General features: G+C 37.1%; 26 protein-coding genes. 16 read left to right on the top strand and 10 right to left on the bottom strand.

What is annotated here, in order from left to right:
- The first annotated feature begins 147 nt into the window (after positions 1 to 147).
- The 6 genes from DEU40_RS14145 to DEU40_RS14120 all read left to right on the top strand — a co-directional run bounded on the left by DEU40_RS14145 (position 148) and on the right by DEU40_RS14120 (position 5,052).
- Positions 148 to 1,779 carry an NADP-dependent glyceraldehyde-3-phosphate dehydrogenase gene (locus DEU40_RS14145; protein WP_110010419.1) on the top strand — a complete coding sequence of 544 codons (1,632 nt, stop codon included), beginning with the start codon at positions 148 to 150 and terminating at the stop codon, positions 1,777 to 1,779.
- A 155-nt stretch (positions 1,780 to 1,934) separates the two neighbouring features.
- Positions 1,935 to 2,444 (top strand): RNA polymerase sigma factor, encoded by a 510-nt coding sequence (locus DEU40_RS14140; RefSeq protein ID WP_110010418.1) that lies wholly within the window; start codon positions 1,935 to 1,937, stop codon positions 2,442 to 2,444.
- Positions 2,445 to 2,454: 10 nt separating this feature from the next.
- Positions 2,455 to 3,270, top strand: a complete 816-nt coding sequence (locus DEU40_RS14135; protein ID WP_110010417.1) for a hypothetical protein — start codon at positions 2,455 to 2,457, stop codon at positions 3,268 to 3,270.
- Between the two features lie 63 nt (positions 3,271 to 3,333).
- Positions 3,334 to 3,693, top strand: coding sequence for a hypothetical protein (locus DEU40_RS14130; RefSeq protein WP_110010416.1), 360 nt, complete (start codon positions 3,334 to 3,336; stop codon positions 3,691 to 3,693).
- Between the two features lie 245 nt (positions 3,694 to 3,938).
- Positions 3,939 to 4,448, top strand: coding sequence for an RNA polymerase sigma factor (locus DEU40_RS14125; RefSeq protein WP_110010415.1), 510 nt, complete (start codon positions 3,939 to 3,941; stop codon positions 4,446 to 4,448).
- 13 nt (positions 4,449 to 4,461) lie between these two features.
- Complete coding sequence (locus tag DEU40_RS14120; RefSeq protein WP_110010414.1) at positions 4,462 to 5,052, top strand: hypothetical protein; 591 nt, start codon at positions 4,462 to 4,464, stop codon at positions 5,050 to 5,052.
- 43 nt (positions 5,053 to 5,095) lie between these two features.
- Here DEU40_RS14120 and DEU40_RS14115 read toward each other — a convergent pair whose 3' ends face one another.
- Complete coding sequence (locus tag DEU40_RS14115) at positions 5,096 to 6,490, bottom strand: S41 family peptidase (protein ID WP_228406520.1); 1,395 nt, start codon at positions 6,488 to 6,490, stop codon at positions 5,096 to 5,098.
- 315 nt (positions 6,491 to 6,805) lie between these two features.
- Here DEU40_RS14115 and DEU40_RS14110 point away from each other — a divergent pair, with 315 nt between their 5' ends.
- The gene (locus DEU40_RS14110; protein WP_110010412.1) at positions 6,806 to 7,903 is read left to right on the top strand and encodes an MBL fold metallo-hydrolase; all 1,098 of its coding nucleotides are present in this window, start codon (positions 6,806 to 6,808) and stop codon (positions 7,901 to 7,903) included.
- Here the strand turns inward: DEU40_RS14110 and DEU40_RS14105 are convergent, their stop codons facing one another.
- Positions 7,904 to 8,191 (bottom strand): GNAT family N-acetyltransferase, encoded by a 288-nt coding sequence (locus DEU40_RS14105; protein WP_062675288.1) that lies wholly within the window; start codon positions 8,189 to 8,191, stop codon positions 7,904 to 7,906.
- 506 nt (positions 8,192 to 8,697) lie between these two features.
- Between DEU40_RS14105 and DEU40_RS14100 the strand changes: the two genes are divergently transcribed.
- The 4 genes from DEU40_RS14100 (at position 8,698) to DEU40_RS14085 (ending at position 12,330) form a co-directional block, all read left to right on the top strand.
- Positions 8,698 to 9,156 carry a hypothetical protein gene (locus DEU40_RS14100; RefSeq protein WP_110010411.1) on the top strand — a complete coding sequence of 153 codons (459 nt, stop codon included), beginning with the start codon at positions 8,698 to 8,700 and terminating at the stop codon, positions 9,154 to 9,156.
- Positions 9,157 to 9,263: 107 nt separating this feature from the next.
- Positions 9,264 to 10,169 (top strand): helix-turn-helix domain-containing protein, encoded by a 906-nt coding sequence (locus DEU40_RS14095; RefSeq protein ID WP_110010410.1) that lies wholly within the window; start codon positions 9,264 to 9,266, stop codon positions 10,167 to 10,169.
- Between the two features lie 86 nt (positions 10,170 to 10,255).
- Positions 10,256 to 11,257: an aldo/keto reductase gene (locus DEU40_RS14090; RefSeq protein ID WP_110010409.1), complete on the top strand. Its 1,002-nt coding sequence runs from the start codon at positions 10,256 to 10,258 to the stop codon at positions 11,255 to 11,257.
- 80 nt (positions 11,258 to 11,337) lie between these two features.
- A complete protein-coding gene (locus DEU40_RS14085; protein ID WP_110010408.1) occupies positions 11,338 to 12,330 on the top strand; it encodes an MBL fold metallo-hydrolase in 993 nt (330 codons plus the stop codon).
- A gap of 332 nt (positions 12,331 to 12,662) precedes the next feature.
- Here DEU40_RS14085 and DEU40_RS14080 read toward each other — a convergent pair whose 3' ends face one another.
- The 7 genes from DEU40_RS14080 to DEU40_RS14050 all read right to left on the bottom strand — a co-directional run bounded on the left by DEU40_RS14080 (position 12,663) and on the right by DEU40_RS14050 (position 18,350).
- Positions 12,663 to 13,055: a DoxX family protein gene (locus DEU40_RS14080; protein WP_110010407.1), complete on the bottom strand. Its 393-nt coding sequence runs from the start codon at positions 13,053 to 13,055 to the stop codon at positions 12,663 to 12,665.
- A gap of 38 nt (positions 13,056 to 13,093) precedes the next feature.
- Positions 13,094 to 13,870, bottom strand: coding sequence for a DUF1223 domain-containing protein (locus tag DEU40_RS14075; RefSeq protein ID WP_110010406.1), 777 nt, complete (start codon positions 13,868 to 13,870; stop codon positions 13,094 to 13,096).
- A 301-nt stretch (positions 13,871 to 14,171) separates the two neighbouring features.
- Positions 14,172 to 14,936 carry a LytR/AlgR family response regulator transcription factor gene (locus DEU40_RS14070; protein ID WP_110010405.1) on the bottom strand — a complete coding sequence of 255 codons (765 nt, stop codon included), beginning with the start codon at positions 14,934 to 14,936 and terminating at the stop codon, positions 14,172 to 14,174.
- Positions 14,917 to 15,930, bottom strand: a complete 1,014-nt coding sequence (locus DEU40_RS14065; RefSeq protein ID WP_110010404.1) for a sensor histidine kinase — start codon at positions 15,928 to 15,930, stop codon at positions 14,917 to 14,919. Before DEU40_RS14065 ends, DEU40_RS14070 begins: the two co-directional genes overlap by 20 nt.
- A gap of 77 nt (positions 15,931 to 16,007) precedes the next feature.
- On the bottom strand, positions 16,008 to 16,451 hold the full coding sequence (locus DEU40_RS14060) for a hypothetical protein (protein ID WP_110010403.1): 444 nt from the start codon (positions 16,449 to 16,451) through the stop codon (positions 16,008 to 16,010).
- On the bottom strand, positions 16,448 to 17,431 hold the full coding sequence (locus DEU40_RS14055; protein WP_110010402.1) for a heme-binding domain-containing protein: 984 nt from the start codon (positions 17,429 to 17,431) through the stop codon (positions 16,448 to 16,450). The genes DEU40_RS14060 and DEU40_RS14055 overlap by 4 nt, the downstream gene beginning before the upstream one ends.
- A 172-nt stretch (positions 17,432 to 17,603) precedes the next feature.
- Positions 17,604 to 18,350, bottom strand: a complete 747-nt coding sequence (locus tag DEU40_RS14050; protein ID WP_171006331.1) for an SDR family oxidoreductase — start codon at positions 18,348 to 18,350, stop codon at positions 17,604 to 17,606.
- Positions 18,351 to 18,450: 100 nt separating this feature from the next.
- On the opposite strand from DEU40_RS14050, the gene DEU40_RS14045 reads away from it, so the two are divergent.
- Positions 18,451 to 18,786, top strand: a complete 336-nt coding sequence (locus DEU40_RS14045; protein ID WP_110010401.1) for a winged helix-turn-helix transcriptional regulator — start codon at positions 18,451 to 18,453, stop codon at positions 18,784 to 18,786.
- 219 nt (positions 18,787 to 19,005) lie between these two features.
- Here DEU40_RS14045 and DEU40_RS14040 read toward each other — a convergent pair whose 3' ends face one another.
- Positions 19,006 to 21,225 (bottom strand): NADP-dependent isocitrate dehydrogenase, encoded by a 2,220-nt coding sequence (locus DEU40_RS14040; protein WP_110010400.1) that lies wholly within the window; start codon positions 21,223 to 21,225, stop codon positions 19,006 to 19,008.
- A gap of 359 nt (positions 21,226 to 21,584) precedes the next feature.
- Between DEU40_RS14040 and tpx the strand changes: the two genes are divergently transcribed.
- The 4 genes from tpx to DEU40_RS14020 all read left to right on the top strand — a co-directional run bounded on the left by tpx (position 21,585) and on the right by DEU40_RS14020 (position 23,926).
- Entirely contained in the window at positions 21,585 to 22,085 is a 501-nt protein-coding gene (tpx, locus tag DEU40_RS14035) for a thiol peroxidase (RefSeq protein ID WP_110010399.1), read from the top strand.
- An 82-nt stretch (positions 22,086 to 22,167) separates the two neighbouring features.
- A complete protein-coding gene (locus DEU40_RS14030) occupies positions 22,168 to 22,743 on the top strand; it encodes a Crp/Fnr family transcriptional regulator (RefSeq protein ID WP_110010398.1) in 576 nt (191 codons plus the stop codon).
- Positions 22,744 to 22,808: 65 nt separating this feature from the next.
- Positions 22,809 to 23,498, top strand: a complete 690-nt coding sequence (locus DEU40_RS14025) for an alpha/beta hydrolase (RefSeq protein ID WP_110010397.1) — start codon at positions 22,809 to 22,811, stop codon at positions 23,496 to 23,498.
- A gap of 80 nt (positions 23,499 to 23,578) precedes the next feature.
- Positions 23,579 to 23,926 (top strand): VOC family protein, encoded by a 348-nt coding sequence (locus DEU40_RS14020; protein WP_110010396.1) that lies wholly within the window; start codon positions 23,579 to 23,581, stop codon positions 23,924 to 23,926.
- The last annotated feature ends 67 nt before the right edge of the window (positions 23,927 to 23,993 follow it).

Raw genomic sequence — 23,993 nt, 5'->3', positions numbered from 1 at the left:
GTGTCATTCTGAATGAAATAAAATGTAATGAAGAATCTCATATAGTAGATTATCATTAAGATTCTTCCTTCGTCAGAATGACAAAAGTCAGATAGTCTGACTTTTGAAACAATTTCAATCTTATCACATAAAAAAATAGAAAGATTTATGAGTTCAGAAAATACAGCATCATTTCATCACAGCATTTTTAAAGGAGAAAACGAAATTCCGGAAGAATATAAAGTTCCGGTTATCCATCAGAGAACCTATCTTTTGAATGGAGAACTGGTAGAATGGAACGGGGAAGTTACCGAAATTTATTCCCCGGTATGCATCCCCACAGAAAACGGATTGGAAAGAAAACTTCTGGGAAGTATTCCGAATATTGGTCCGAACGAGGCGATGGAAGTTCTCGAAGCTTGTGTAAAAGCCTATGATAACGGACTTGGCGAGTGGCCGACAATGTCTGTGGAAGGACGTATCAAATGCATGCAGAAATTCGTATATCTGATGATCCAGCAGAGAGATCTGGTTATCAGACTACTGATGTGGGAAATCGGAAAGACACTGGCCGATTCTACCAAAGAGTTTGACCGTACTGTAGATTATATCAACCAAACCATTGATGCATTAAAAGATCTTGACAGGGAATCTTCCCGCTTTCAACAGGCAGAAGGAACCATTGCACAGATCAGAAGGGCTCCGCTTGGCGTGGTGTTAAGTATGGGACCTTTCAATTATCCTCTCAATGAAATTTTTACCACATTGATTCCGGCTTTGATCATGGGAAATACCATCCTTTTTAAACTGCCAAAACATGGTGTCCTTGCTCATTATCCTTTATTGAACGCATTCAAGGAAGCCTTCCCGAAAGGAACGGTGAATACATTATATGGAAAAGGCTCAGAAATTATCACTCCCATTATGGAAAGCGGGAAAGTAAACGTTCTGGCTTTTATCGGTTCCAGTAAAGTGGCGAACGGATTAAAAAAATTACACCCGAAAGTGAACCGTTTAAGAGCCATCCTGAGTCTGGATGCTAAAAATGCAGCCATCGTTACTAAAAATGCGAATCTTGATGTAGCGGTAAGTGAGTGTATTTTAGGAGCACTTTCTTTCAATGGACAGCGTTGTACAGCACTGAAACTGATATTTGTCCAGAAAGAAGTGGCATTGGAGTTTACAGAGAAATTAAGTGCAGCAGTTTCTGCTTTGAAGGCCGGGCTGCCATGGGAAAAAGACGTTAAAGTAACACCGCTTCCGGAAGTGAACAAACCTGCTTACTTGAAAGAATGTATTGATGATGCCGTGCAGAAAGGCGCAGCAGTCTTGAATAAAGATGGAGGCTATACAGATGAATCTTTTGTTTTTCCAGCCGTAGTATATCCTGTAAACAGTGAGATGAAACTATATCATGAAGAACAGTTTGGCCCTGTGATTCCTGTTGTTCCGTTCGAAGATATAGAAGAGCCTATAGAATATCAGGTGAATGCCTCCCACGGAATGCAGGTAAGTATTTTCAGTGAAGATCCTCATGAAGTAGCAAGACTGATTGATCCTTTTGTAAATCTTGTAAGCCGCGTCAATATCAACTGTCAGGCACAAAGAGGCCCCGATGTTTTTCCATTTACAGGAAGAAAAGACAGTGCAGAAGGAACACTTTCTGTTTTTGATGCACTCCGTTCATTCTCCATCCGGTCTCTGGTGGCGGCAAAACTGACAGATTCCAACAAAGAGCTGCTGAATACTATTGTCAGAGAACATGATTCTAACTTTTTAAGTACAGATTATATTTTCTGATTCTGACTGAAACAGTATTTAACATAAAATAAAAATCCTCAATAAACACCTTGATTTGTTGAGGATTTTTTTAACTTAATACCGGAAATTAGAGTTTTGTGTTATAATAGGATGACATTTTTTATAAATGTCATCTAAGGATCAGTGTGTAAATCATGTCTTCACCCGAAAAAGAATTTTTAGAGAAAATTGAAAAACACAAAGGTGTTATTTTCAAGATCTCTAAAATGTATATGGATAATAAGGACGACCAGAATGACCTCTACCAGGAGATCATTTACCAGGCCTGGAAATCATACGCTGATTTTCAAAAGAGAAGTGATTTCTCCACATGGCTGTACAGAACTGCGCTCAACACAGCCATTGTTTTTCTGCGAAGTGAAAAAAAACGTAGTTTTATACAAAATCAGAATGTGGATGGGCTGAGTGCCAGGCAGGAACCTTATAATGATACGGATGATATGAATATGAAGCGGATGTATGAAGCTATCCATCAACTAAGCCCCATTGATAAAGCCCTTATGTTCTTTTTTTTAGAGGGTTTTTCCGGAAAAGAGATTGCTGTACAGCTGGGAATTACTGAAGTGAATACACGGGTAAAGCTGAAGAGAGCAAAAGAAAAGCTGAAAGAGATCATTACCAGACAGGGAACAGATTCCTATTAAAAATAACACTATGGATTTAGAAAATTTTAAAGAACTTTGGAATAAAGATACAGGACAGGAATCCCCTGAAATTTCTCTGGAAAAACAGAAGGAAATACATTCTCCGCTGCAGATGCTGAAAGTGAATATGGAAACTGAATTCTGGCTGATGATTGTAACACTGCCTTTGCTGTTAACAGGTTTTCCTTTCGCCTCTAAGGATTCTAATATTAAAACGATTTCAGTATTTGTCACGATCCTGACCGTTGCTATTATTGTTTATTTTTATTCCCGCTTCCTGAAATTGTATAAGCTGCTTGGAAAAAACAGTACCAATACAAATTATGATCTGTTTACGCTCAAAACGCAGCTTCTCATCTCGAAAGAAATTTATATCTCATATTATATTTCTTATATCCCGCTTGGATTTCTTTTGTCTCTGATCCAGATCAATTTTCATTTTGACAGGGAATATAACCTGGCTATTTTCGGGATCAGTCTTCTGATTACCCTTTTGTTGATTGCTTTCATTATCAGATACTGGATCTATTATATGTACGGAAGATACATTGATGATGTAGTGCGTCTGGTGGATGAGCTTAACGGAATTGAAATAAGTCCAAAACCTGAAAAGAAAATGACATGGTTTGAACGTTCACAGAGATTTTTTATGAATAAAATGGGAATTAAAGGAAACATCCTGAATACCGTGATATGGTTTGTATCCATGTATTTTTTTATCATTTTATTGCTGACCGTTGTTCTGCTGATCATTATCATAGTGGGAGCAAAATTTGATTTTCTGGATATCGGTTCATTACAGCGAGCTTTAAATAAACTGAATTAGAAATGACTGTATCTTCTGTAAAATTTCTATCTTTAGAACATTGAGTTGTAAAAAAAATATTACATGGATGATTTTAAAAATCAGATGTATTCTATAGAAGAATTTCTGGAGCTTGTAAAGAACAAGCAGGACAGGAAAGCAGCCTTCGACCCGGAATATAATTATGCAGTTTATTCTTCAGCAGACGAATTTAAGCCCGGAATGAAAATTTTTATCGGAGATCCTTTGGATATTGGTGGGGATGATAATGAAATCTTACCTGATTTTGTTTTTCATAACAAGCTCCATTATATGTGTTCTGATGAAAATATTCAGGATGTGGTAGATCTTGCTTTCAGACAGCGTGCTGATATTAGCTCTTCTCAGCTTATCACAGCTCTGAACCATTATCTTGAAAAAGATGATTTCTTAGATTTTAAATAATAAAAGAAGTAAATACACAAAAAACAATCACCTGATATGAAAAAATATCAGGTGATTGTTTTTTTCTCCTAACTGGTCAGGTCAGAAAAAATTATTTCGACTCATGCTATTCCGGGGAAATAGTAAAAAGCTTAAAAAACACACAATGAGACCTGGCAGTATTTTCTGTCAGGTTTTTTTATTTCTTTTGTAAAAATCTGTAACAATTTTTTTAAACGAAAACTAACTCTATAGAGTAAATGCCCATGACCTCATTAGAACAAGAGTTTATAAGTCAGATTGAAAAGCATAAAGGAATTCTGTTTAAGATTTCTAAAATGTATATGACTGAAAAGGATGACCGCGATGATCTTTTTCAGGAGATTACCTATCAGCTTTGGAAAGCATTTCCGGGTTTCAGAGGTGAAAGTGAATTTTCAACATGGCTATACAGAATTGCTTTGAATACAGCTATTATTTTCCTGAGATCAGAAAAGAGAAGAAGCTTTATCGCCCATGAAGACTTTTCTAACCAAATTATTATTCAGGAAGACTATGATTACCGTAAAGAAGAGCGCCTGGCTGAAATGTATCAGGCTATTCATCAGCTTAATCCTATCGACAAGGCCTTTATTTTTTATTATCTGGAGGATTTTTCAGGAAAACAGATTGCAGAACAGATGGGAATTTCAGAGGGCAATGCAAGAGTGAAAATGAACCGGGCAAAAAATAAACTTAAAGATATCTTAAGCCAAATAAAAACCAACCAACATTAAAATCAGTAATCCAATGAATATCGATGAATTGAAAAATACCTGGAACGAAGATATTGTGGAGGAAACTCCCGAAATAACCATAGAACAGAGAAATAAACTGAATCTTCCCCTTGAAAAAATACGTAAAAATATGCGTGTTGAATTCTGGTGGATGATAGGAATCTTTGTCTTTGCTTTTCTGGTGTGCTCTGTGTGCAGACCATTTAAACTTCAGTTGTATATAACAGTTTTGATTGGCTCCATGCTTTTGGTTACCGTTTTCTTTTTCAGTAAGTTCTTTACATTGTACAATGAAATCAGTAATCCCGCTCCAAAAACCTATGATTCTTTGAAAGATCTCGTGATGCAGCTCAATCTTAACAAACAGTATTACCTCTCATACTACATCAGTTTTGCGCCGTTTCTCGTATGCGAGATCCTGATTGTTCTTGAATTTATCCCGTGGCCAAAACCTTTGAGTGAATTGAAGATTGCGGTGATCTTAATTAGTACAGTAACCGTAGGATTATTTTTGCTTTATATTGTAGGAAGGTTCTGGTATAAACGCTACTATGGAAGATATATCCAATATATTGAAGATCTTTTAGAAGAATTAAAAAGATAGAAAAGGTTTCGGCGGGCTGAAAGCCCGCCGAAACCTATATTCATTACTGCCCTTTATGTTCTTTTTCTTTGGCAATTTCGTTTTTTATCCAATCCAGTTGCGGATCTTTTTGATCAATAATATCCTGCATATTTTCAGTAATAGTCACGTCCGGAACAACCCCTTTCCGTGAATCTGAAAAATTAATATTAGGCTGCACCAAAAGCAGCCCTATCGGAAATCTGATTTCAGAATTGGGCAGCTTCTGGTAGGAATAAAATCCGGCCACAGTTCCGTCATTGGCACCTCCGGTTTCTTCTCCCACAAGCGTTGCTCTTTTATCATTCTTAAGTTTGGCGGTAATAATGGAAGATGCTGAGAAGCTGCCTCCGTTGATCAGCACAAAAACTTTTCCATGAAAGGCTTCCTTTTTAGGTTTTGTAGGTTTGTCAGCCTTCATCTTGTAGAATACTTTTCCATCCTTTTTATAGGTACTGAAAGTCTGCGCAAGAAAAAAACTCGGATAAGCGATACTTTTAAGAGCATAATCTAAAGGAGTACTTTTTCTGAAATAATTGGTGCGTAAAGGTGCATTTCTTGAAGTTAGCTGAGAGGGTTTTATCAGAGTAAACGGTGCATCAGCCAAATACGAATACAGGTTATTGATTTCATATAATGAACCGCCGTAATTGTTTCGGACATCTATGATGAGGTAGGAAGATTTTGAATGGTTGATGCTGGCAAAAGCTTTTTTATAAAACTTATCTGAGTAATCCCTTGAGAAGCTTTTTACCTTAATATAAGCAATAGTACTGTCTTTGTCCAGAAACTTGAAGCTTCTGTTATAAGAATCACTTGAAGCTACATAATCATTCAGTTTCTTTTCCGGGGTCTTTTTCTGCATTTCCTTATCCTTTTCAAGATCAGCGTCAGATTTTGTTTCTCTGGTTAAGGTATACGTCTTTTTTTCTCCCTGGTATAGGGTTTCAAGAGTGGCTTTGCTGTCAAAACCATTTTCGGCAGTATAAAAATTAAAGAACAGATCTTTTAAAAAATACGGGTGAAAAGTGGTATTGTCACCATCACTGCTGATCAGGCTTCTGTACTTTTTGATATAATCAGATACAGGTACATTATTGATGGATAAAATTTCAGTTCCCGGCTTTATATGCTCAATAGAATCTTTGTTTTGAATGATATACATTCGGTCTCCCGATATATAATATTCAAAACGGCTGAACATTCCCTTTTGGTGTTCCAGTCTTTTAATTTCTTCTTTCGTAAATTTCTTTCTGGGAATTCTCAATGAAAGATGTCCTTCACGAATTCCGGCAATGACAGGCTGAAGTTTGAAATAAAACTGAAGTGGGGTAAGAGATTCGGTGATCGTTTGCTTGAGACTGTCAAATTTACGCTCCAGTTCCTTTCTGGGAATATACCAGTATAATTGAGGGTGCATTTGCTGTAATTTTGAATACGCAAAGTCCACATCCTCTTTAAGTTGCTCCGGTGGAATACATGAAGCCCGCTGTTCGTTGTGTTTTTTTACAGAGGCACAAGACGAAAAAATAGCGAGAAGAAATATTACCGAATAATTTTTCAATGTATCTGAGTTTTTTTAGGGTGCTAAAATAAAAAGTTTAAAATTAATCCCGACTTAAATGAATAATAAATTTTTAAAATACATGATAAATTTAGTTAAAAAATGGAGTAAAATGGAATATATTTTCATTTAAAAACAAAAGTCAATACATTTGATATTTATTTTGTACAGATGATTTACTGGATTATTACGAGTATAGCTGTTTTAACGGTTACCTTTTTTATCGTGATCAATATGAAGGCGTTTGGCGGCGTGCCAAAAGGGAAAAGACTAAAGCGCATCAGGCAGTCGAAACTCTATAAAAACAGACAATTCCAGAATATCAGCCATACACCTTCCCTTACAGAAGGCTACAAAATGTCAAAAGTGACTTATGATTTCTTTTTAGGAAAAAAAGATCCGCTGCTGAAACCTTTGAAAGAAATTCCATCTCTTCATACCAATCTGAAAAATTTGGATAAAAATAAGGATGTATTGATCTGGTTAGGACATTCATCTTATTATCTGCAGACTGATGGAGTTTCCTTTTTAATAGATCCTGTCCTGAGTCTTTATGGTTCACCTTTCAAATACTTTAATAAAGCTTTCAAAGGATCAGATATTTTTAAACCTGAAGATATTCCGAATATTGACTATCTTGTGATAACGCATGATCATTTTGACCACCTGGATTACCCAACTGTAAAATCTATCGGAGAAAGAACAGAAAAGGCCATTATTCCTTTAGGAGTAGGGGCACATCTGGAAAGATGGGGTTATTCTGAGAGCAAACTTATTGAAGAAGAATGGGGAACAGAAGTTGCCCTGGAAAATAATATAAAAATTGTCTTTACTCCTGCCAGACATTTTTCCGGCAGAAGGGTAAGGCAGAATGATACGCTATGGAGTTCCTATGTTCTGATAACACCTACAAAAAGAATTTTCTTAGGCGGAGATAGTGGCTATGATTCTCATTTTAAAACAATAGGCGAACAATATGGCCCTTTCGATTATGCTGTTCTTGAGAATGGACAATATGGAGAGGCATGGAGGTATATCCATACATTGCCGGAAGATGTTATTCAGGCTGCTATTGATCTTAAAGCAGAACGAATTATCCCGGTTCATGCTGCCAAATTTGCATTGGCACTTCATCCGTGGAATGAACCTTTACAAAAGATAACGGCTCTTGGAAGAGAAAAAAAACTGAACATCCTGACTCCGATGATCGGAGAGGTCGTAGATCTGAATCAGTCAGAACAAAAGTTTACAGCCTGGTGGGAAAGCTGATCAGGCATGCCAGATTTCTTTATATCTTGCGGGATGATTTTCAAACTGTTGTCTTACAAAATCACATTCCGGGTCTACAAGCAAATCTTTCTCTTCTGCGTAGCGTACAAGTTCGTCCAGCAATAGTTTAGCGTATCCTTTTCCCTCACGCTCTTCGTCAAGTTTCGTATAATATACAATTAGCAGTCTTCCGTCAACCTCTATAGACATATAACCTGCCTTTTTCTCATCGATAAGTAGCTGCAATTCATCCTGATATTGAGATACCTGAAACTTTATATTTTCCATAACAATGTAAGATTTGGTTGATCAAAAATAATTTGAGAAAATTTCTTTAAAAACATTCTCTTCATTAAAATTACGAAATTAAACTATATGAAATAATAATTTATGGGAATCTTAACGAATTTTATAACATAAGTGGATAAAAGATAAAAGATAAAAGATAAAAGATATTACCATTAAATATCCGTATGCCAGGATCAATAGAGATGGGCTTAGCCCGCCACACGATATATAATTCTCTACGGCTTTTAGACGAAACTTAAATATGTGTTTTTATAAATCTGCAATGTGTTGATTATTAATGTGTAATAGGGTTGTTACTTAATAATTCTTAGTATATAATCATAACCTTAAAATAATTAATGTTTAAGAATTTAATAAAAAATACAGAAAATAATTCAAAGATAATCAGTTGTTTGTGGTTTTTTTTAACAAATATTAGTATTTGTAATTAATAATTGGCACTTTAATTGACTATCACTTGATAATTATTTTTAAAGTGGAATGAAATGAAAAAGTTAATATTAACAGCATTATTGGTTGGGACATTCAGCTTAAGTTATGCCCAGTCAGATTATTATAATGATTACAGAAGGAGTATCTCTGATATCAACTGGCAAAGAGTAATTACTGATCTTGTGCTTTCAACAACACAGGCTAATCAGATTTATGTGTTAAATGACAGATATCGTGATTATGATACCTGGAATAGAGTGTATGTGGTGGAACCGGGAAGATGGAGAAACGACCGTTATTCAGAGCTGGAAAGAATTCTGGGTAGAGAAAAGTATATCATCTTTAAAAAGAAGTACTACAGAGGACAGAATCCTGTAATTGTTTACGGAAGAAACAAAAACGATTATAAAAAATACCGTAAACAACAGGAAAAGTATTATAAAGATCAGGAGAAATACTATAAAAAACAAAATAAACACCGCGGTCACGGGCATGACGGTGACTGGGATTAAGCCCATTATCAACTCTATCACTTATAACGGCTGACATTTTTTGTCAGCCATATTATTTTTCAATATCTGATGTGATTTATTTTGTTTGATTTTTATAACTTTGATCTATGGAATCACACGAATCACTCAAAGGTTTTTATGAAAGGAATGCTCCCAATCTGGCATCTCAATGTATTGGGGTCAGTAAAATGGGACACTTCAATGTGTTTTCACGGGAATACTGTTCTCCTCTTACCCCATACAGCAGGAGAGATTATTATAAAATTTCATTAATTATAGGAAAGGGAAAGCTTCATTATGCTGATAAATGGATCAAAGTAGACCGTCCTGCATTATTGTTTTCCAATCCCATTATTCCCTATTCCTGGGAAGCGGATGATGAGGATCAGAAAGGCTGGTTCTGCCTGTTTACAGATCAGTTTCTGCATAACGGAAGCCGTATGGGAAACCTTCAGGATTCTCCGCTGTTCAAGATCGGAGGAACACCTGTTTTCTTTGTAAATGAAGAACAGCAGAAAATACTTGCTGAGATCTATACCAAAATGATGACGGAGATCCAGTCGGATTATATTCACAAGTATGATATGCTGAGAGCATATCTTCATCTGATGATTCATGAGACGATGAGAATGCAGCCGGCAGAAAGTTTCGAACCCTATCAGAATGCTTCACAAAGGGTTGCCTCTTTATTTATGGAATTGTTGGAAAGGCAGTTTCCTATCGACAGCCCTGAGGCCTTTTTGAAATTAAAAACGCCGAATGATTATGCCCGGAGTCTTTCCATTCATGTGAATTCTTTGAACCGTTCGGTAAAAGAGATTACAGGAAAAACAACCAGCCAGCAGATCACCGCAAGGATTATTCAGGAAGCCAATGCCTTGCTGAAACATACGGATTGGAATATTTCCGAGATTGCCTACGGATTAGGTTTTGAAGAACCTGCTTATTTCACCAATTATTTTAAAAAACAAACCGGAATTACTCCCAATGCCTTAAGAATGGATGTTGTTTGAATTTTATAATTCTTAGTTTGAATTCTATATCAGGGTTGACTTCCTGATGTTCTAATTTTGTCATGTAAAATTAAATCATACCTATCATGAAATTTAAAAAATTAGGAAACACAGAAGAACAGTTATCAGCAATCGGTTTAGGATGTATGGGAATGAGTTTCGCTTATGGTCCTACCGACGAGCAGGAAAGTATCAATACCCTGCACAGAGCTTTGGATTTAGGAGTTAACTTTTGGGATACAGCAGATATGTATGCCAATGGAGAAAATGAAAAACTGATTTCTAAAGTTTTAGTTCCGAACAGGGATAAAATCTTCATTGCTACCAAATTCGGATTCAGGTTTAAAGATGGTAAGGCAAGCCACAGCGGTGCTCCGGGAACTTATTTCGACGGCTCTCCGGAATGGATAAAACAGGCTGTAGATTTAAGCCTTCAAAGATTAAAGATCGATACAATCGACTTGTATTATGCACATAGAGTAGATCCTAATGTTCCTGTAGAAGAAACGGTAGGAGCAATGGCAGAATTGGTAAAGGCAGGAAAAGTGAAATATCTTGGATTGTCTGAAGCTTCGGCAGAATCTATCAGAAAAGCTAATAAAATTCACCCTATTGCAGCATTGCAGTCAGAATACTCTATCCTTACGAAAGATGTTGAAAATGAGATTTTACCAACCATCAGAGAACTGGGGATTTCTTTGGTTCCTTATTCACCGTTGGCAAGAGGACTCTTCACCAATATCTATGATGCACAAAATCTGGGTGATGACGATTTCAGAAAATCATTACCGCGTTATCAGCAGGAATATCTTGAAAATAATACCAAACTGGCTAACGAAATCAACGAATTTGCAGCTTCCAAAGGAGTAAAAGGAACCCAGCTTGCCTTAGCATGGGTGTTGAATCAGGGAGATGATATTATCCCGATTCCTGGTACAAAACGAATCAAATATCTTGAAGAAAACATTGCAGCCGTCAATATTGAACTTTCTCAATCAGATCTGGATACCATTGATGCCATCTTGAAAAAATACCCTAATGTAGGGGAAAGATACAATGAAGGTTCAATGAAACTGGTGAACAATTAAAGACTATGTCGGATGAAAACTGAGCTTCTTACAATAAAAAAGCTCAGTTTTTTTGTTTTATATTTAAAATGAGTTCGACTATGAACAGAAGAGAATTATTAAAGAACGGATTATTGGCAGGAACATTAAGTATGATTCCTTTTTCCGGTTTACTGGCAGAACAGAAAAAAAGTCTGGTCAAAACAGGAGATGACCTTTCCGGATTTAAAAAACTGCGGCTTGGTGAGCTTGAACTATTTGTTCTCACGGACGGATATATCCATGAAGAAAACCTGAACTCATTCGCTCCCAGAGGAAATGTTACAGAATTGAAATCAATCCTTAAAAACAATTTCAGACCGGAAAATTATATCGATATGGCGATGAATATTCTATTAGTTAAAACAAAAAATAAACTCATTTTATTCGATACCGGAATGGGGATTTTTGCTGATGAAAGAACCGGATTTCTATTAAAAAGTCTCCAAAAAGCAGGATTTTCCGCGAAAGATGTTACTGATGTCTTCATCTCTCACGCCCATCCGGATCACATTGGCGGAGTCGTGGATAAACAAAATCAGTTTATTTTTCCCAATGCTGATATTTTCATCTCCAAAACAGAACATGATTTCTGGATGAAAGCTTCCATCAAAGATTTCAGCAACAGTGCACTGAAAACACAACCTGGATTTCTTAATCAGATTATTCCTGCAATTCAGAATATTTTGAAAACGATTCAGCCCAAACTGAAGTTTTATGACCTTAATCATACATTGTATGATTATTTTAGTTTCCGGTTAGCTCCTGGCCATACACCGGGATTAACCGTTACAACCATCTCTTCAGGAAATGAAAAGCTGATCTATATTGCTGATCTGATCCATTCTGATGTTGTCTTGTTTCCACACCCTGAATGGGGCTATTTTGGGGACACTGATCTGGATATCGCAACAGCTTCAAGAAAAAAACTCCTTCAGCAATTGGCAGATACCAGAATCAGAGCGTTTGCTTACCATTTACCCTGGCCGGGCCTTGGTTACACAAAAAAGAAAACATCCGGCTTTGAATGGTTTCCGGAAGGTTTTATGAATTAGGGAATAGGTTGCAGATAGCAGATCGTAGGTTGCAGGTGAGAGAAAAAGAGGATTAGGGATAAGGAATACGTTACCTGGATTAATAAATACGTGCTCAGTATTCCTCCGGAGGGGTGGCAAAAATTCAAAGAATTTTTGACGGGGTGGTTAACTAAACAGCATAATCGATCCCACACATAAATCATCCATAGCAGCGGACTTTAGTCCGCTTTCATAATCAACATTTATTTATTCGGTTTTAACCACAATTTATTGATCATATATAAACAACAGATCCTCCCAGGCAATGGAAGGATCTGTTTCAAACATAAGAAAAAATTAGAGTTTTATCATTAAGCTTCTCCAAATACCAATTCAGGAGAATACAGCTTTCTGAACATGATGTAAGTTACCGTTAACACAGAAAAAGCAACAATTGCATCTACTGTAGACGGAAAACCGAGTACCGCAATTTTTGAAAAGAAAGCAAAAAGAATATCAAAGAACATTCCTGCAAACACCCATTCTTTTAGTCTCAATAATTTATTGGGAAGCAAAAGAACCAGTACTCCGGAGATTTTAAAAATTCCTAATATATAAATGAAATGAGGCGGATATCCAAGCTGTCGCGTAATATCCCATACAACCGGATTTTTTGTCAGTTCAAAGAAACCGCTGGCTCCAAACCATAATGACATAAAAATAGTTCCTGCCCAATAGATAATTTTTGTAGTTTTTGTTTTCATTGTTGTAATTTTTAGTGATAATTAAATTGTGTGGTATTTTATTTAAAAGCTGTTTTTGCTGATCCTGAGATTTCTCCCGTTCTCCTATTCTGAATAAAGGCGATGACTTCCCAGTTTTCCGGAGAAAAGCCTTCCGGAAGTTTAAATGTTGTGATTCCTTCCTGCTGTTTATTCAATGAGATGAGGTTTTGTTTCTGGACAATCTGCCAGTGATGCAGATGGCGTCCTTCATTTTCGCCTTTCCCCACCTCTGTGGAAGAATGTTTTTCAACCAGATTAATGAGCAACATATTCTGAGGATCTGCGGAAGGTGTTTTATATTGAATATCAATTTTATGCTGAGAAATGGCGGCAGATAACTCTACAGGTGTTTTTTTAGAAGTAATCAGAGCTTTTCGGATGGCATTTCTGATATTATTTTCATCAGATCCTACAAATTCTGTTTTTCCGTTCACTACCAGCTGTGGAGTATAAACCTGTGAATTCAATATTCGGCTGTACTGCTGTTGCCGTTGAGAGTTTTCAGCCGTACTGAACCGGTCCTTCCATCCGAGTCGGTTCCAGTAATCAACATGGTAGGAGAGAAGGTAAACAGGCTCATCTTTGTATTCCTTTTCGATTTTTCCCATTAGTTCATCTGCAGGAGGACAGCTTGAACAGCCTTCTGAAGTAAAGAGTTCCAAAACAGCGAAACCATTATTTTCTGAAGTGGAATGCTGTGCTGTCTTCTGATCTTTATTTTGATGAATAAATGCTGAGGCTGCAAATAATACTGCGGTAAAAGCGCTTACTGTAATTAAGTTTTTTAGTATCATGTCTTTTAATTTGATTCAAAAGTAGACACCTGATAAAGGCAAAAGAATACAAAACAGGTTCAACCGGACAAATTAAGAGGTGAATCCGGAAATTGTGAGGGGAAGTATTTTAAGATGGGAGCGGGAAGCTGGAAGTTTTTGCAGTGTGAAAAGAAATAGCTTTTTATTTTTTAATATAAGCCAGGAAGCTTAAAAAATTAACAATAGAAAACCCTGATCATCTCAATCAGGGCTATAGTATATTTAAATAAAAATTTTATTGATTATAAAGCCTTCAAATACTTCCAGCTTCCTTTCTCCTCTACCTGTCCTCCAGCCACGTAAAGAAACTATGCGTTTTTTCTTTATTAATTAAAAGTTTTTCGGGAGTTTCAACGGTAAGTTTTACCAGTATTTTACGCTGAAAATAATGCTCCATTTCTTTAATCGCTTTAAAATTAACGAGATATTGCCTGTTGACTCTGAAGAATTGTTTATCGGAAACCTGTTCCGCCACCTGCCCTAAAGGCTGGGTAAGAGGAAACTGTTCCTTTGTGAATGTAACCAGATGGGTGATCTCATTATGAATATAAAAATAAGCAATGTCTTCGGTAGGAATGGTGGTGTATTTCTGATTTTTAAAAACCAGAAAACTACTCTTACCTGCGGCAGCAGGCTGGCTGATTTTCTGTATCAGAGACTCCAGGTCCGGAAGTTCATTTTTCTGGAAGAATTTTTTCAGTTCATCAACTTTTCGCAGGGCTTCAGCAATATCTTCCCTGGAAAATGGTTTTAAAACATAATCAACTCCTTTACTTTTAAAAGCATCCAGCATATACTGATCAAAGGCAGTACAGAAAACCACAGGGCAGGTAATCTCCACCGATTTGAAAATTTCAAAGGAGAGTCCGTCCGAAAGATGGATATCCATAAAAATAAGGTCAGGTTTGATCTCCTTTAAGCCTTCAATACTTGTTTCGATACTGTCGTAAACACCCAGTATCTTTGATTCCGGTTTTAAGTCTGAAATTAAATTCTGCAGGGATTTTGCCGCCCTGAATTCATCTTCAATAATGATTATATTCATGGATTAATGGTAGTTTTATCTGAAATGTTTTTTCGTCTGAATGAATGGTAATATCCTTTTCCAATAAATGTTTGTAGCGCATTTTAATATTGTCCAGCCCAACTCCCAAAGAATCTTCAGGAGTTACTTTTCGCTGTATAGGATTTTCGATCACGATATTATCATCAGCACTATAAATTGTAATGTGCAGAGGTTTGCTTTGAGAAACAATATTATGTTTGATACAGTTCTCCACCAATAGCTGAAGGGTAAAAGGAGGAATAAGCGTTTGAGCAGTTTCTTTTCCAAGTTCGTTGGTAAACTTAATCCCTTCTCCAAAACGGGCTTTCTGAAGAAAAAGATAAGAATCCACGATTTTCATTTCTTCCTGAACGCTGATCAGATCCAGCTTACGGCTTTCCAGCGTAAAACGGTAAAAATCAGAAAGTTTGACAATAAAATCAACGGTTTCTTCGTCATGAGTCTCTGCCATTAATTTTAACGTATTCAAACTGTTGAAAAGAAAATGCGGATTGATCTGCTGCTTTAATAATTCATACTGAGCACCCAGATTATCACTCTTTACCTTTTCCAGTTCAAGCTGTATCTGCTGCCCTGTATAGTTGTTCTGAAGCAGCGTAAGAAACATATAGCAAACCAGGTTGATTAAAATTCCCCTTACTTCCACCATCAGCATTACAGGACCAAAATTGATATGAGACAGAATCAGCTGCTGAATCCATGCCAGTCCAAACATAATCACCATCCCGAAAGCCAGTACCACCATCAATCTGGAATAAGAGATATGCTGTCTGCGTTTTCCTGTACGGTTCAGCATATAGATATTGATATACCACATGATGACGGAAAATGCTGCTGTAATGGCCGAGTTTACCGCGGCCTCTTTCCAGTTGAACTCATGAGACGCCAGCTGGGGTACAGAAGATAGAACTCCCAGGAAAATGGAGCTTATCCAGATGATGGCCGGTGAGATTTTTATTTTTTGCTGTTGCATGAAATCTGCTGATTTGAAAAGGTTAAATTAATGTTTTTATTGGAAATATTATGATAAATAGTGAAACAGAAATTTTATTATGGCCTCGCTACAGGACGGTAGCTCATGAAATACTGTATTCTTTCTTTTGGGTTTGAGAAAGTATTCTCAGGCTGATCATTTTTAAGATCATAAGAGACATTTCCGGCACTGTCTGCCTGAACAGTTTCGATACTTACCAGTTCTCCGGTGATGGTTCCGCCAATATACTGAGGATTGTCATGGTATTTCCAGGTAACCAGTTTCATCACAGCACCTGCTTCAGGTGCCGGCTTTTCCCGTGATAAAGATTCCAGTGCTTTTTCATTTCCGTACAATGCCGACATCGTTTTCTTCTTAGGGTTTAAAGAATTGGAGATGAATTGGAGATTTCCCGGGTCAAAAACAACCCTTGAAAGGCCATTATTCGTATTACTATTTTCTTTGCTGCAGGCGGTAAGAGAAACAAGGCTTACCAATAAGATCAGGATTGTATTTTTCATTTTTTCTGTAAATTTTGAATGAGTCTTTGAGTGTTTACTTTCATGGGAACATCAAACAGATATCCTGTTTTTTCAGCGAGTTGTCTGTGGCAGGCAATGCAGGATTCTTTGGCGAAAGAAGCGGCTTTTCCTGTCGGATGAAGATCATCTCCGGAAAATTTTGCAAATCCCCAACCCTCAGTATCTTTATATTGTCTGGAATCTTTTACCATAAACTGCGCATTGATAAACTTTCCGGGTCTGATTTCCCCATCCGGAAGCTCTTCTTGTTTCCATACGGATTTTACTACTACACTTCCGTCCGGCCACGGGTGAAAATTCTCTGTTTCCACAGCCTTTACCGCAATATCATTTCCATAAATTACGCGGATAGAGTTATCAAACAGCGTACTCATACTGATTACTTTCCAGTTTTTAAAATCATCGGTATATCGAACCCCGTTGGGAGAAACCGGGAATTTTGCTGATGCCGGAACAGTTACATTGGATGAGACTTGAGGGGGCTCAATCTTTTTTTGAGCAGATAGGCCTACTGAGGATAATGAAAGTGTATACTTTTTGATCGTTTCAATATCTTTTGCTGTAATCCTGGCTGAGGGATGCAGAAGGGTGTACTCATGGAGAGGCATTTTACCACTTTGCATCATATTGAGAATAGCATACATCTTTCCCTGATGTTCTGCAGGAGATAACTTTTCCCATTCTGAGAAGTTCAGGACTTCTCTGGCTCTTTTGATATCTTTGTTTACAGCCCAGGAAACAGGAGCAAGTTTATCATACCAGCTTAAATTCTGCTGATTGGAATGACAGCTGAAACATGAGTTTTCAAGAATACTGATCACTTCCTTTGGGGCTTCAATTTTTCCTGTAACTGGTCTCCCTTCCAAAGGTGCACTGAATAGCTGCAACCCTCCGAAAATACCTAGTATAGCCAGAAATACGATGGCAATGGGATTTCTTTTTTTCTTTACGGTATCCATAATGAGTATTGTTTTATTTTTCTGGATCAAAAGTAGGCGGGTAGTACATGCTGTGAAACGGAAAACTGTCCGAGCTGGACAAATCAAAAGGCGAATCCGGAATTTTTAACCCCGAAAATCTACAAGAAAAATCCCGGTAACACAATTACCGGGATTTGATTAAATCTGTTGTTTATAAAGTAATACCACCATCTATCACAATTTCAGTTCCGGTGACATACCCGGAAGAATCGTTGTCGGCTAAATAAATAACCAGTTTCGCAACTTCCTCAGCAGTTCCCATTTTCTTTAATGGGATCTGATCTATAAGATGATTTTGAATATTTTTCAACGTTTCTTCATCCAGACCCGCCTTACTCATGATCTCGGTTTGTATAGGACCAGGACTTATCATATTTACTCTGATTTCTCTTGGAGCTAATTCTGCGGCGGCTGTTTTTGCAATGGAGTTCAATGCTGCTTTGCTTGCCTGGTAAGCGGAACTTTTGGGTTTATAGGTAGAAGCCACAATAGAAGATAAAAAGATGACAGAAGCACCATCATTTAATAATGGAATGAATTTGCTTAAAGTAAAATAAGCTCCCCTGAAATTGATGTTCATCACCAGATCAAAATTTTCGGTATCCATTTTTTCAATAGGAGTCAACGTACCTGTAATTCCTGCATTGATAAACAGGATGTCTATTTTCCCGAATTGTTTCTCAATATTTTCTTTTAAAAGATCAATATCGTTAAGGTTGGCCTGATCTGCGATAAAAGGAATGGCACCAAGTGAGCGGGCTGCTATTTCTACAGCATCTTTTCGCCTTCCGGTAATGATCACGGTTGCTCCTTCTGAAATAAGTTCTTTTGCCGCAGTGAATCCGATCCCGCTGTTTCCTCCTGTTACGATAGCCAGTTTGTTACTGAATTTTTTCATTGTAAATTTTTTGACAAAGTTATTTCAAAATGGTATACTTTTGTAACCAGTATCACAGAGTATACCAGTATCATTCGTGATATCACTTAACTTTGCAATTATGGAAAGAGATCAGAATGAAGAACTCAGGGCATTACAGGATACCCTTTATTTTATCGGAGGCAAATGGCGTATTCCTGTTATCAATTCACTGTGTAACGGGAACAGACGCTTCAGGGAAATTGAAAGGAGTATTCCCGGAATTACCACCAGAATGCTTTCTAAAGAACTGAAAGATATGGAACTGAATAAACTGCTAAAACGCACCGTTTATCCCGAAACTCCTGTTTTAATAGAATATGAACCCACAGAATACTGCCGAACCTTTGGAAATATCATCCAGGAAATGATCAACTGGGGCAGGGAGCATAGGAGAGTGATTGTGGAGGATAGATAGGTGAGAGGTTGCAGGCAGTAGATGTTAGGTTGTAGGGATTAGGAATGCACCGACCTCGATGAGTAAATAGGTACTCAACATTCCCCTCCTCTGGAGGGGTGGCAAAAATTTTTTGAATTTTTGACGGGGTGGTTGTACCGATATTTTTTAACGGGGTGGTTACAAAAAAAGCCCCTTAAAAAAGGAGCTTCTTATTTATTTCTTAATATCAGAACGAAATTAGATTCCGTCAATGATTTCATTTAAAACAGTGCTAGGTCTCATGGCTGCATATGTTTTATACGTATCAGCTTTGTAGTAACCTTCAATGTTCTGAGGTTTACCCTGAGCACCAATTAATTCAGCATTGATTACTTCTTCATTTTCCTGCATTGCCTGAGCAACAGGAGCAAACTGAGCAGCAAGTTCAGCATCAGCAGTCTGGTTCGCCAACGCTTCAGCCCAATACATTGCTAGATAGAAGTGAGAACCTCTGTTGTCTATCTGACCTACTTTTCTTGCAGGAGATTTATCTGTAGCTAAGAATTTAGCGTTAGCTTCATCCAATGCATCAGCTAAAACCTGAGATTTTGTATTTCCCTGAGTTTGTGCAAGATGCTCTAAAGAAGCCTGAAGTGCTAAGAATTCACCCAGAGAATCCCATCTTAGGTATCCTTCTTCCAGGAACTGCTCAATATGTTTTGGAGCAGAACCTCCGGCACCAGTTTCAAATAAACCACCACCGTTCATCAATGGTACAATAGAAAGCATTTTTGCAGAAGTACCAAGCTCAAGGATTGGGAAAAGGTCTGTTAAATAATCTCTCAATACGTTTCCGGAAACTGAGATTGTATCTTTACCTTCTCTTGCTCTCTTCAACGTTTCAGTCATAGCGTCTTTTACATCAAGGATTCTGATGTCAAGCCCTGTAGTATCGTGATCAGCAAGATATTTCTCTACTTTTTTGATAATTTCTCTGTCATGAGCTCTTCCTTTGTCTAACCAGAAGATAGCAGGAGTATCAGATAATCTTGATCTGTTTACCGCCAATTTTACCCAGTCCTGGATAGGAGCATCTTTAGTCTGACACATTCTGAAGATATCATCTTTTTCTACTTTCTGAGAAAGAAGAACGTTTCCGGCTTCATCCTGAACTTCTACAGTTCCGTCTGCAACTAATTGGAAAGTTTTATCGTGAGAACCATATTCTTCAGCTTTCTGAGCCATTAAACCTACGTTTGGAACAGATCCCATTGTGGTAGGGTCCAATTTTCCATGCGCTTTCATATCGTCAATCACAGACTGGTAGAAACCTGCATAAGAACGGTCCGGAATGATACAAACGGTATCTTCTTCATTTCCGTCTTTGTTCCACATTTTACCTCCGCCTCTTACAAGAGCAGCCATAGAAGCATCAACAATGATATCTGAAGGTACGTGGAAGTTGGTAATTCCTTTATCAGAGTTTACCATAGCCACTCTAGGTCCTTCAGCAAGAGCTTTTTCAATATCAGCTTTGATGTCAGCTTCCTGAGCATTTCCTTTGATTTTTTCGAAAAGATCAGCAAGACCATTGTTTGGATTAATATCTAAAGATTTGAATGTCTCAGCATATTTAGTGAATACTTCTTTGAAAAAAGTCTCAACAATAGCCCCGAAAATGATAGGATCAGAGATTTTCATCATCGTTGCTTTAAGGTGAGCAGAAAGAAGTACATTTCTGTTTTTAGCTTCTTCGATTGCTTCCTGAACGAATGCTTTCAATGCCTTTAAGTTCATAACAGAAGAATCAATTACTTCACCAGCCTGAAGACCTGCGTAGTCTTTTAAAACAGATTCAGAACCATCGTTACCTTTGAATACGATTCTGTATTTTGTAGCGTTTTCTAAAGTTGTAGAAGTTTCTGTACCATAGAAATCACCATTGTTCATGTGAGCCACATCAGTTTTGCTGTCAGATGCCCAATCACCCATTCTGTGAGGATTAGCTTTTGCATAGTTTTTAACAGCTTTTGGAGCACGTCTGTCAGAGTTTCCTTCTCTTAATACAGGGTTTACAGCACTTCCTAATACCTTGGCATATTTAGCTTTGATCGCTTTTTCTTCGTCATTTTTAGGTTCTGCAGGATAGTTTGGAACTGCGAAACCTTTACCTTGTAATTCAGCAATCGCTGCATCCAATTGAGGTACAGAAGCAGAAATGTTCGGTAACTTAATGATGTTGGCTTCAGGTTTTGTTGCCAATTCTCCAAGTTCTGCCAAAGCATCACCGATCTTTTGGTCGTCTTTCAAAAACTCAGGGAAGTTGGCTAAAATTCTTCCTGCCAAAGAAATGTCCGGTACTGCGATTTCGATATCTGCTGATTTTGTAAAAGCTTTTACGATAGGTAAAAACGAGTGAGTAGCCAGCATTGGAGCTTCATCAGTAAGTGTGTAATAGATTTTTGATTTTTCTGACATTATACTGTTATTTTTTATTTGAAATTTTAAGTCCCACAAATTTAGTAAATATCATTGTTTTATTTAAGATATTTCCATAAAAAAAAGAGGCTTTTGACTCTTTATATTGATATCTGCTTAATTTATGTTCACCTTCCGGTTACATTTATTTTAGAAATAATTTTATAATGTTCAGAGGCTGAACTTTTTGTCCTTAAAATCAGGCTTTTTCAAGGCTGCAGCTATATAGTAATTATGTCTGATAAAACTGATAATCAATAAGATGTTTTTTATTCTCACTTTAAGATTAATTTAACCATAATAAAACCGGAAAAATTTTCTTTTTTGATTACATTTGAAAAAATAAAAAAATAAATATTATGTCAACGACAATCACTTTAAAAGGAAACGAAGTACACACAATAGGAGCATTACCATCAGTAGGAACCACAATAAAAGATTTTGCATTGGTAGATTCAGGATTAAATGTGAAAACACTTCAAAATTTTGACGGAAAGAAAAAAGTATTCAATATTTTCCCAAGTATTGATACCCCTACCTGTGCCGCTTCTTCCAGAAAATTCAATGAGGAAGCTTCAAAGCTTGATAATACAGTGATCATCAATGTTTCTAAAGACCTTCCATTTGCATTAGGAAGATTCTGTGCAGCAGAAGGATTGAATAATGTAGAAACACTTTCAGATTTCAGAAGCAGCTTCGGAGACGATTATGAAGTGACCATCGCAGATTCTCCTATGAAAGGATTACTGAGCCGAGCAGTGATCGTTACAGACGAAAACAACAAAGTAGTATATACTGAGCAGGTTCCTGAAATTGCTAATGAACCTAATTACGATGCCGCTCTTGCAGCATTGAAATAATAAAATAATTTTTGTAGAAAAGCCTTGTGAATATGATTTTGCAAGGCTTTTTTGAATATAAAAACCAATCAAATAACACCAAATGACGTCAAATAATTATCAGAAATATGGAGAAATTTTCCAGGTAGATTCAGATCATTTTGAAGAATTCTATGCTTTGCTTCATGATACAAGGCTTTTAAAATCTGATTTTTTCCTGAAACAGGGGGATAAATGCAAATATCTGGGGTTTATAAAAAAAGGAACCATCAGATGTTTTTATATCAATGATCAGGGGCGCGAAATCAATTTTGCATTTTATTTTGAAAATGAATTTTTCACCGATTATGAAAGCATTCTTTGTGATACTGTATCCAATATGAATATCCAGGCATTGGAAAACTGTGAAATTCTGCTGTTGAGTAAAGATCACCTTCGGAATTTATACAAAAAAGAGGCTTACTGGCAGGAGTTCGGAAGAGTAATGAGCGAAAAAATTTATCTGGATGCCAAAAAACGGATTGATGACCTACTGTGCTATTCCCCTGAAAACAGATATCTCAATTTGCTCAAAAAACAGCCTGCGCTCTTTCAGAAAATAGCCCAGAAACATATTGCCAGTTATTTGGGTGTAACCGAACAGTCACTCAGCAGAATAAGAAGCCGGATTGTAAATTAACTTAAGTTAACGTCTGCTCATATTCTAAGCCGTAGCTTTACCATATCAAATTTAACACAATCATTATGGAACAAAAAGATTTAACCATTATTTTGGTACACGGAGCTTGGGGAGACGGGTCACATTGGCAGTACATTATCCCTTCATTGACAAAAGCAGGATATAAAGTAAGAAGTGTTCAGAACCCATTAACTTCTCTGCAGGATGATATTAATAAAACCACAGACCTTATTGATGCTCAGGAAGGAAAAGTGCTTTTAGTAGGACATTCCTATGGCGGTGCCGTTATCTCAGGAGCAGGACATCATGATAAAGTGGCAGGACTGGTTTATATTGCGGCTTTCGCACCAGATGCAGGAGACAGTCTGGGATCTCTGTTAGGAAGAAGAGAATCGCCGGGTGGAGCAAGCATTTATCCGGATAACAAAGGCTTTTTATGGATCAAATATGATGAATTTAAATCTGCTTTCTGCCAGGATTTAGATGATGACAAAGCTTTGGTGATGTCATTGTCACAAAAACCTATTCACAGTCAGTGTTTTGGAGACGTAGCGGGTGAACCGGCATGGAAGACAATTCCAAGCTGGTACCAGATCTCTTTGCAGGATCGTATGATCCCGGCAGAAACCGAAAAAGAAATGGCAGAGCGGCTTGAACCCGAGAAAATAATTTCGTTGGATGCAGGACATGCCTCACTGGCCTCACATCCTGAAGAAGTGACTCAACTGATTTTAGAAGCTGCGGCTTCCATTTAATCAAGATTCAATTCAATACCTGATTAAGCCTTGTGAATTTTATGTAATTTCACAAGGCTTTTTTATTAAAAAATTTGAACATGGTAAAAAGAATCGTAGCCAATATTAAAACAGATGATCTCTCTAAAGCAGAACAATTTTATCAGGACATTCTTGAGCTGGATATTCTGATGGATCACGGTTGGATTAAAACATTGGGTAATGAGGAAGGAGCCAAAGTTCAGATCAGCTTTGCTGAACAGGGAGGAAATAATACAGAAGTTCCTGACCTGTCCATTGAAGTGGATAATGTGGATGAAATCTATGATAAAATGAAAAATGCAGGCTTTGAAATCACTTATGAACTTACCCATGAAGAATGGGGAGTCCGAAGATTTTTCGTTATAGATCCATTTAATAAGCTGATCAATATACTTTCTCACCAATAAAAACGGTTTTATGAATCCGTATGTTTTACCGTAGTTGATTATTAATAATGATCCGGATCATTAAATA

The sequence above is a fragment of the Chryseobacterium sp. AG844 genome, from assembly GCF_003182335.1.
GTDB lineage: Bacteria > Bacteroidota > Bacteroidia > Flavobacteriales > Weeksellaceae > Chryseobacterium > Chryseobacterium cupriresistens.
Note: the sequence above shows the minus strand (reverse complement) of the source record. Positions and strands in the feature narration are given on the sequence as shown.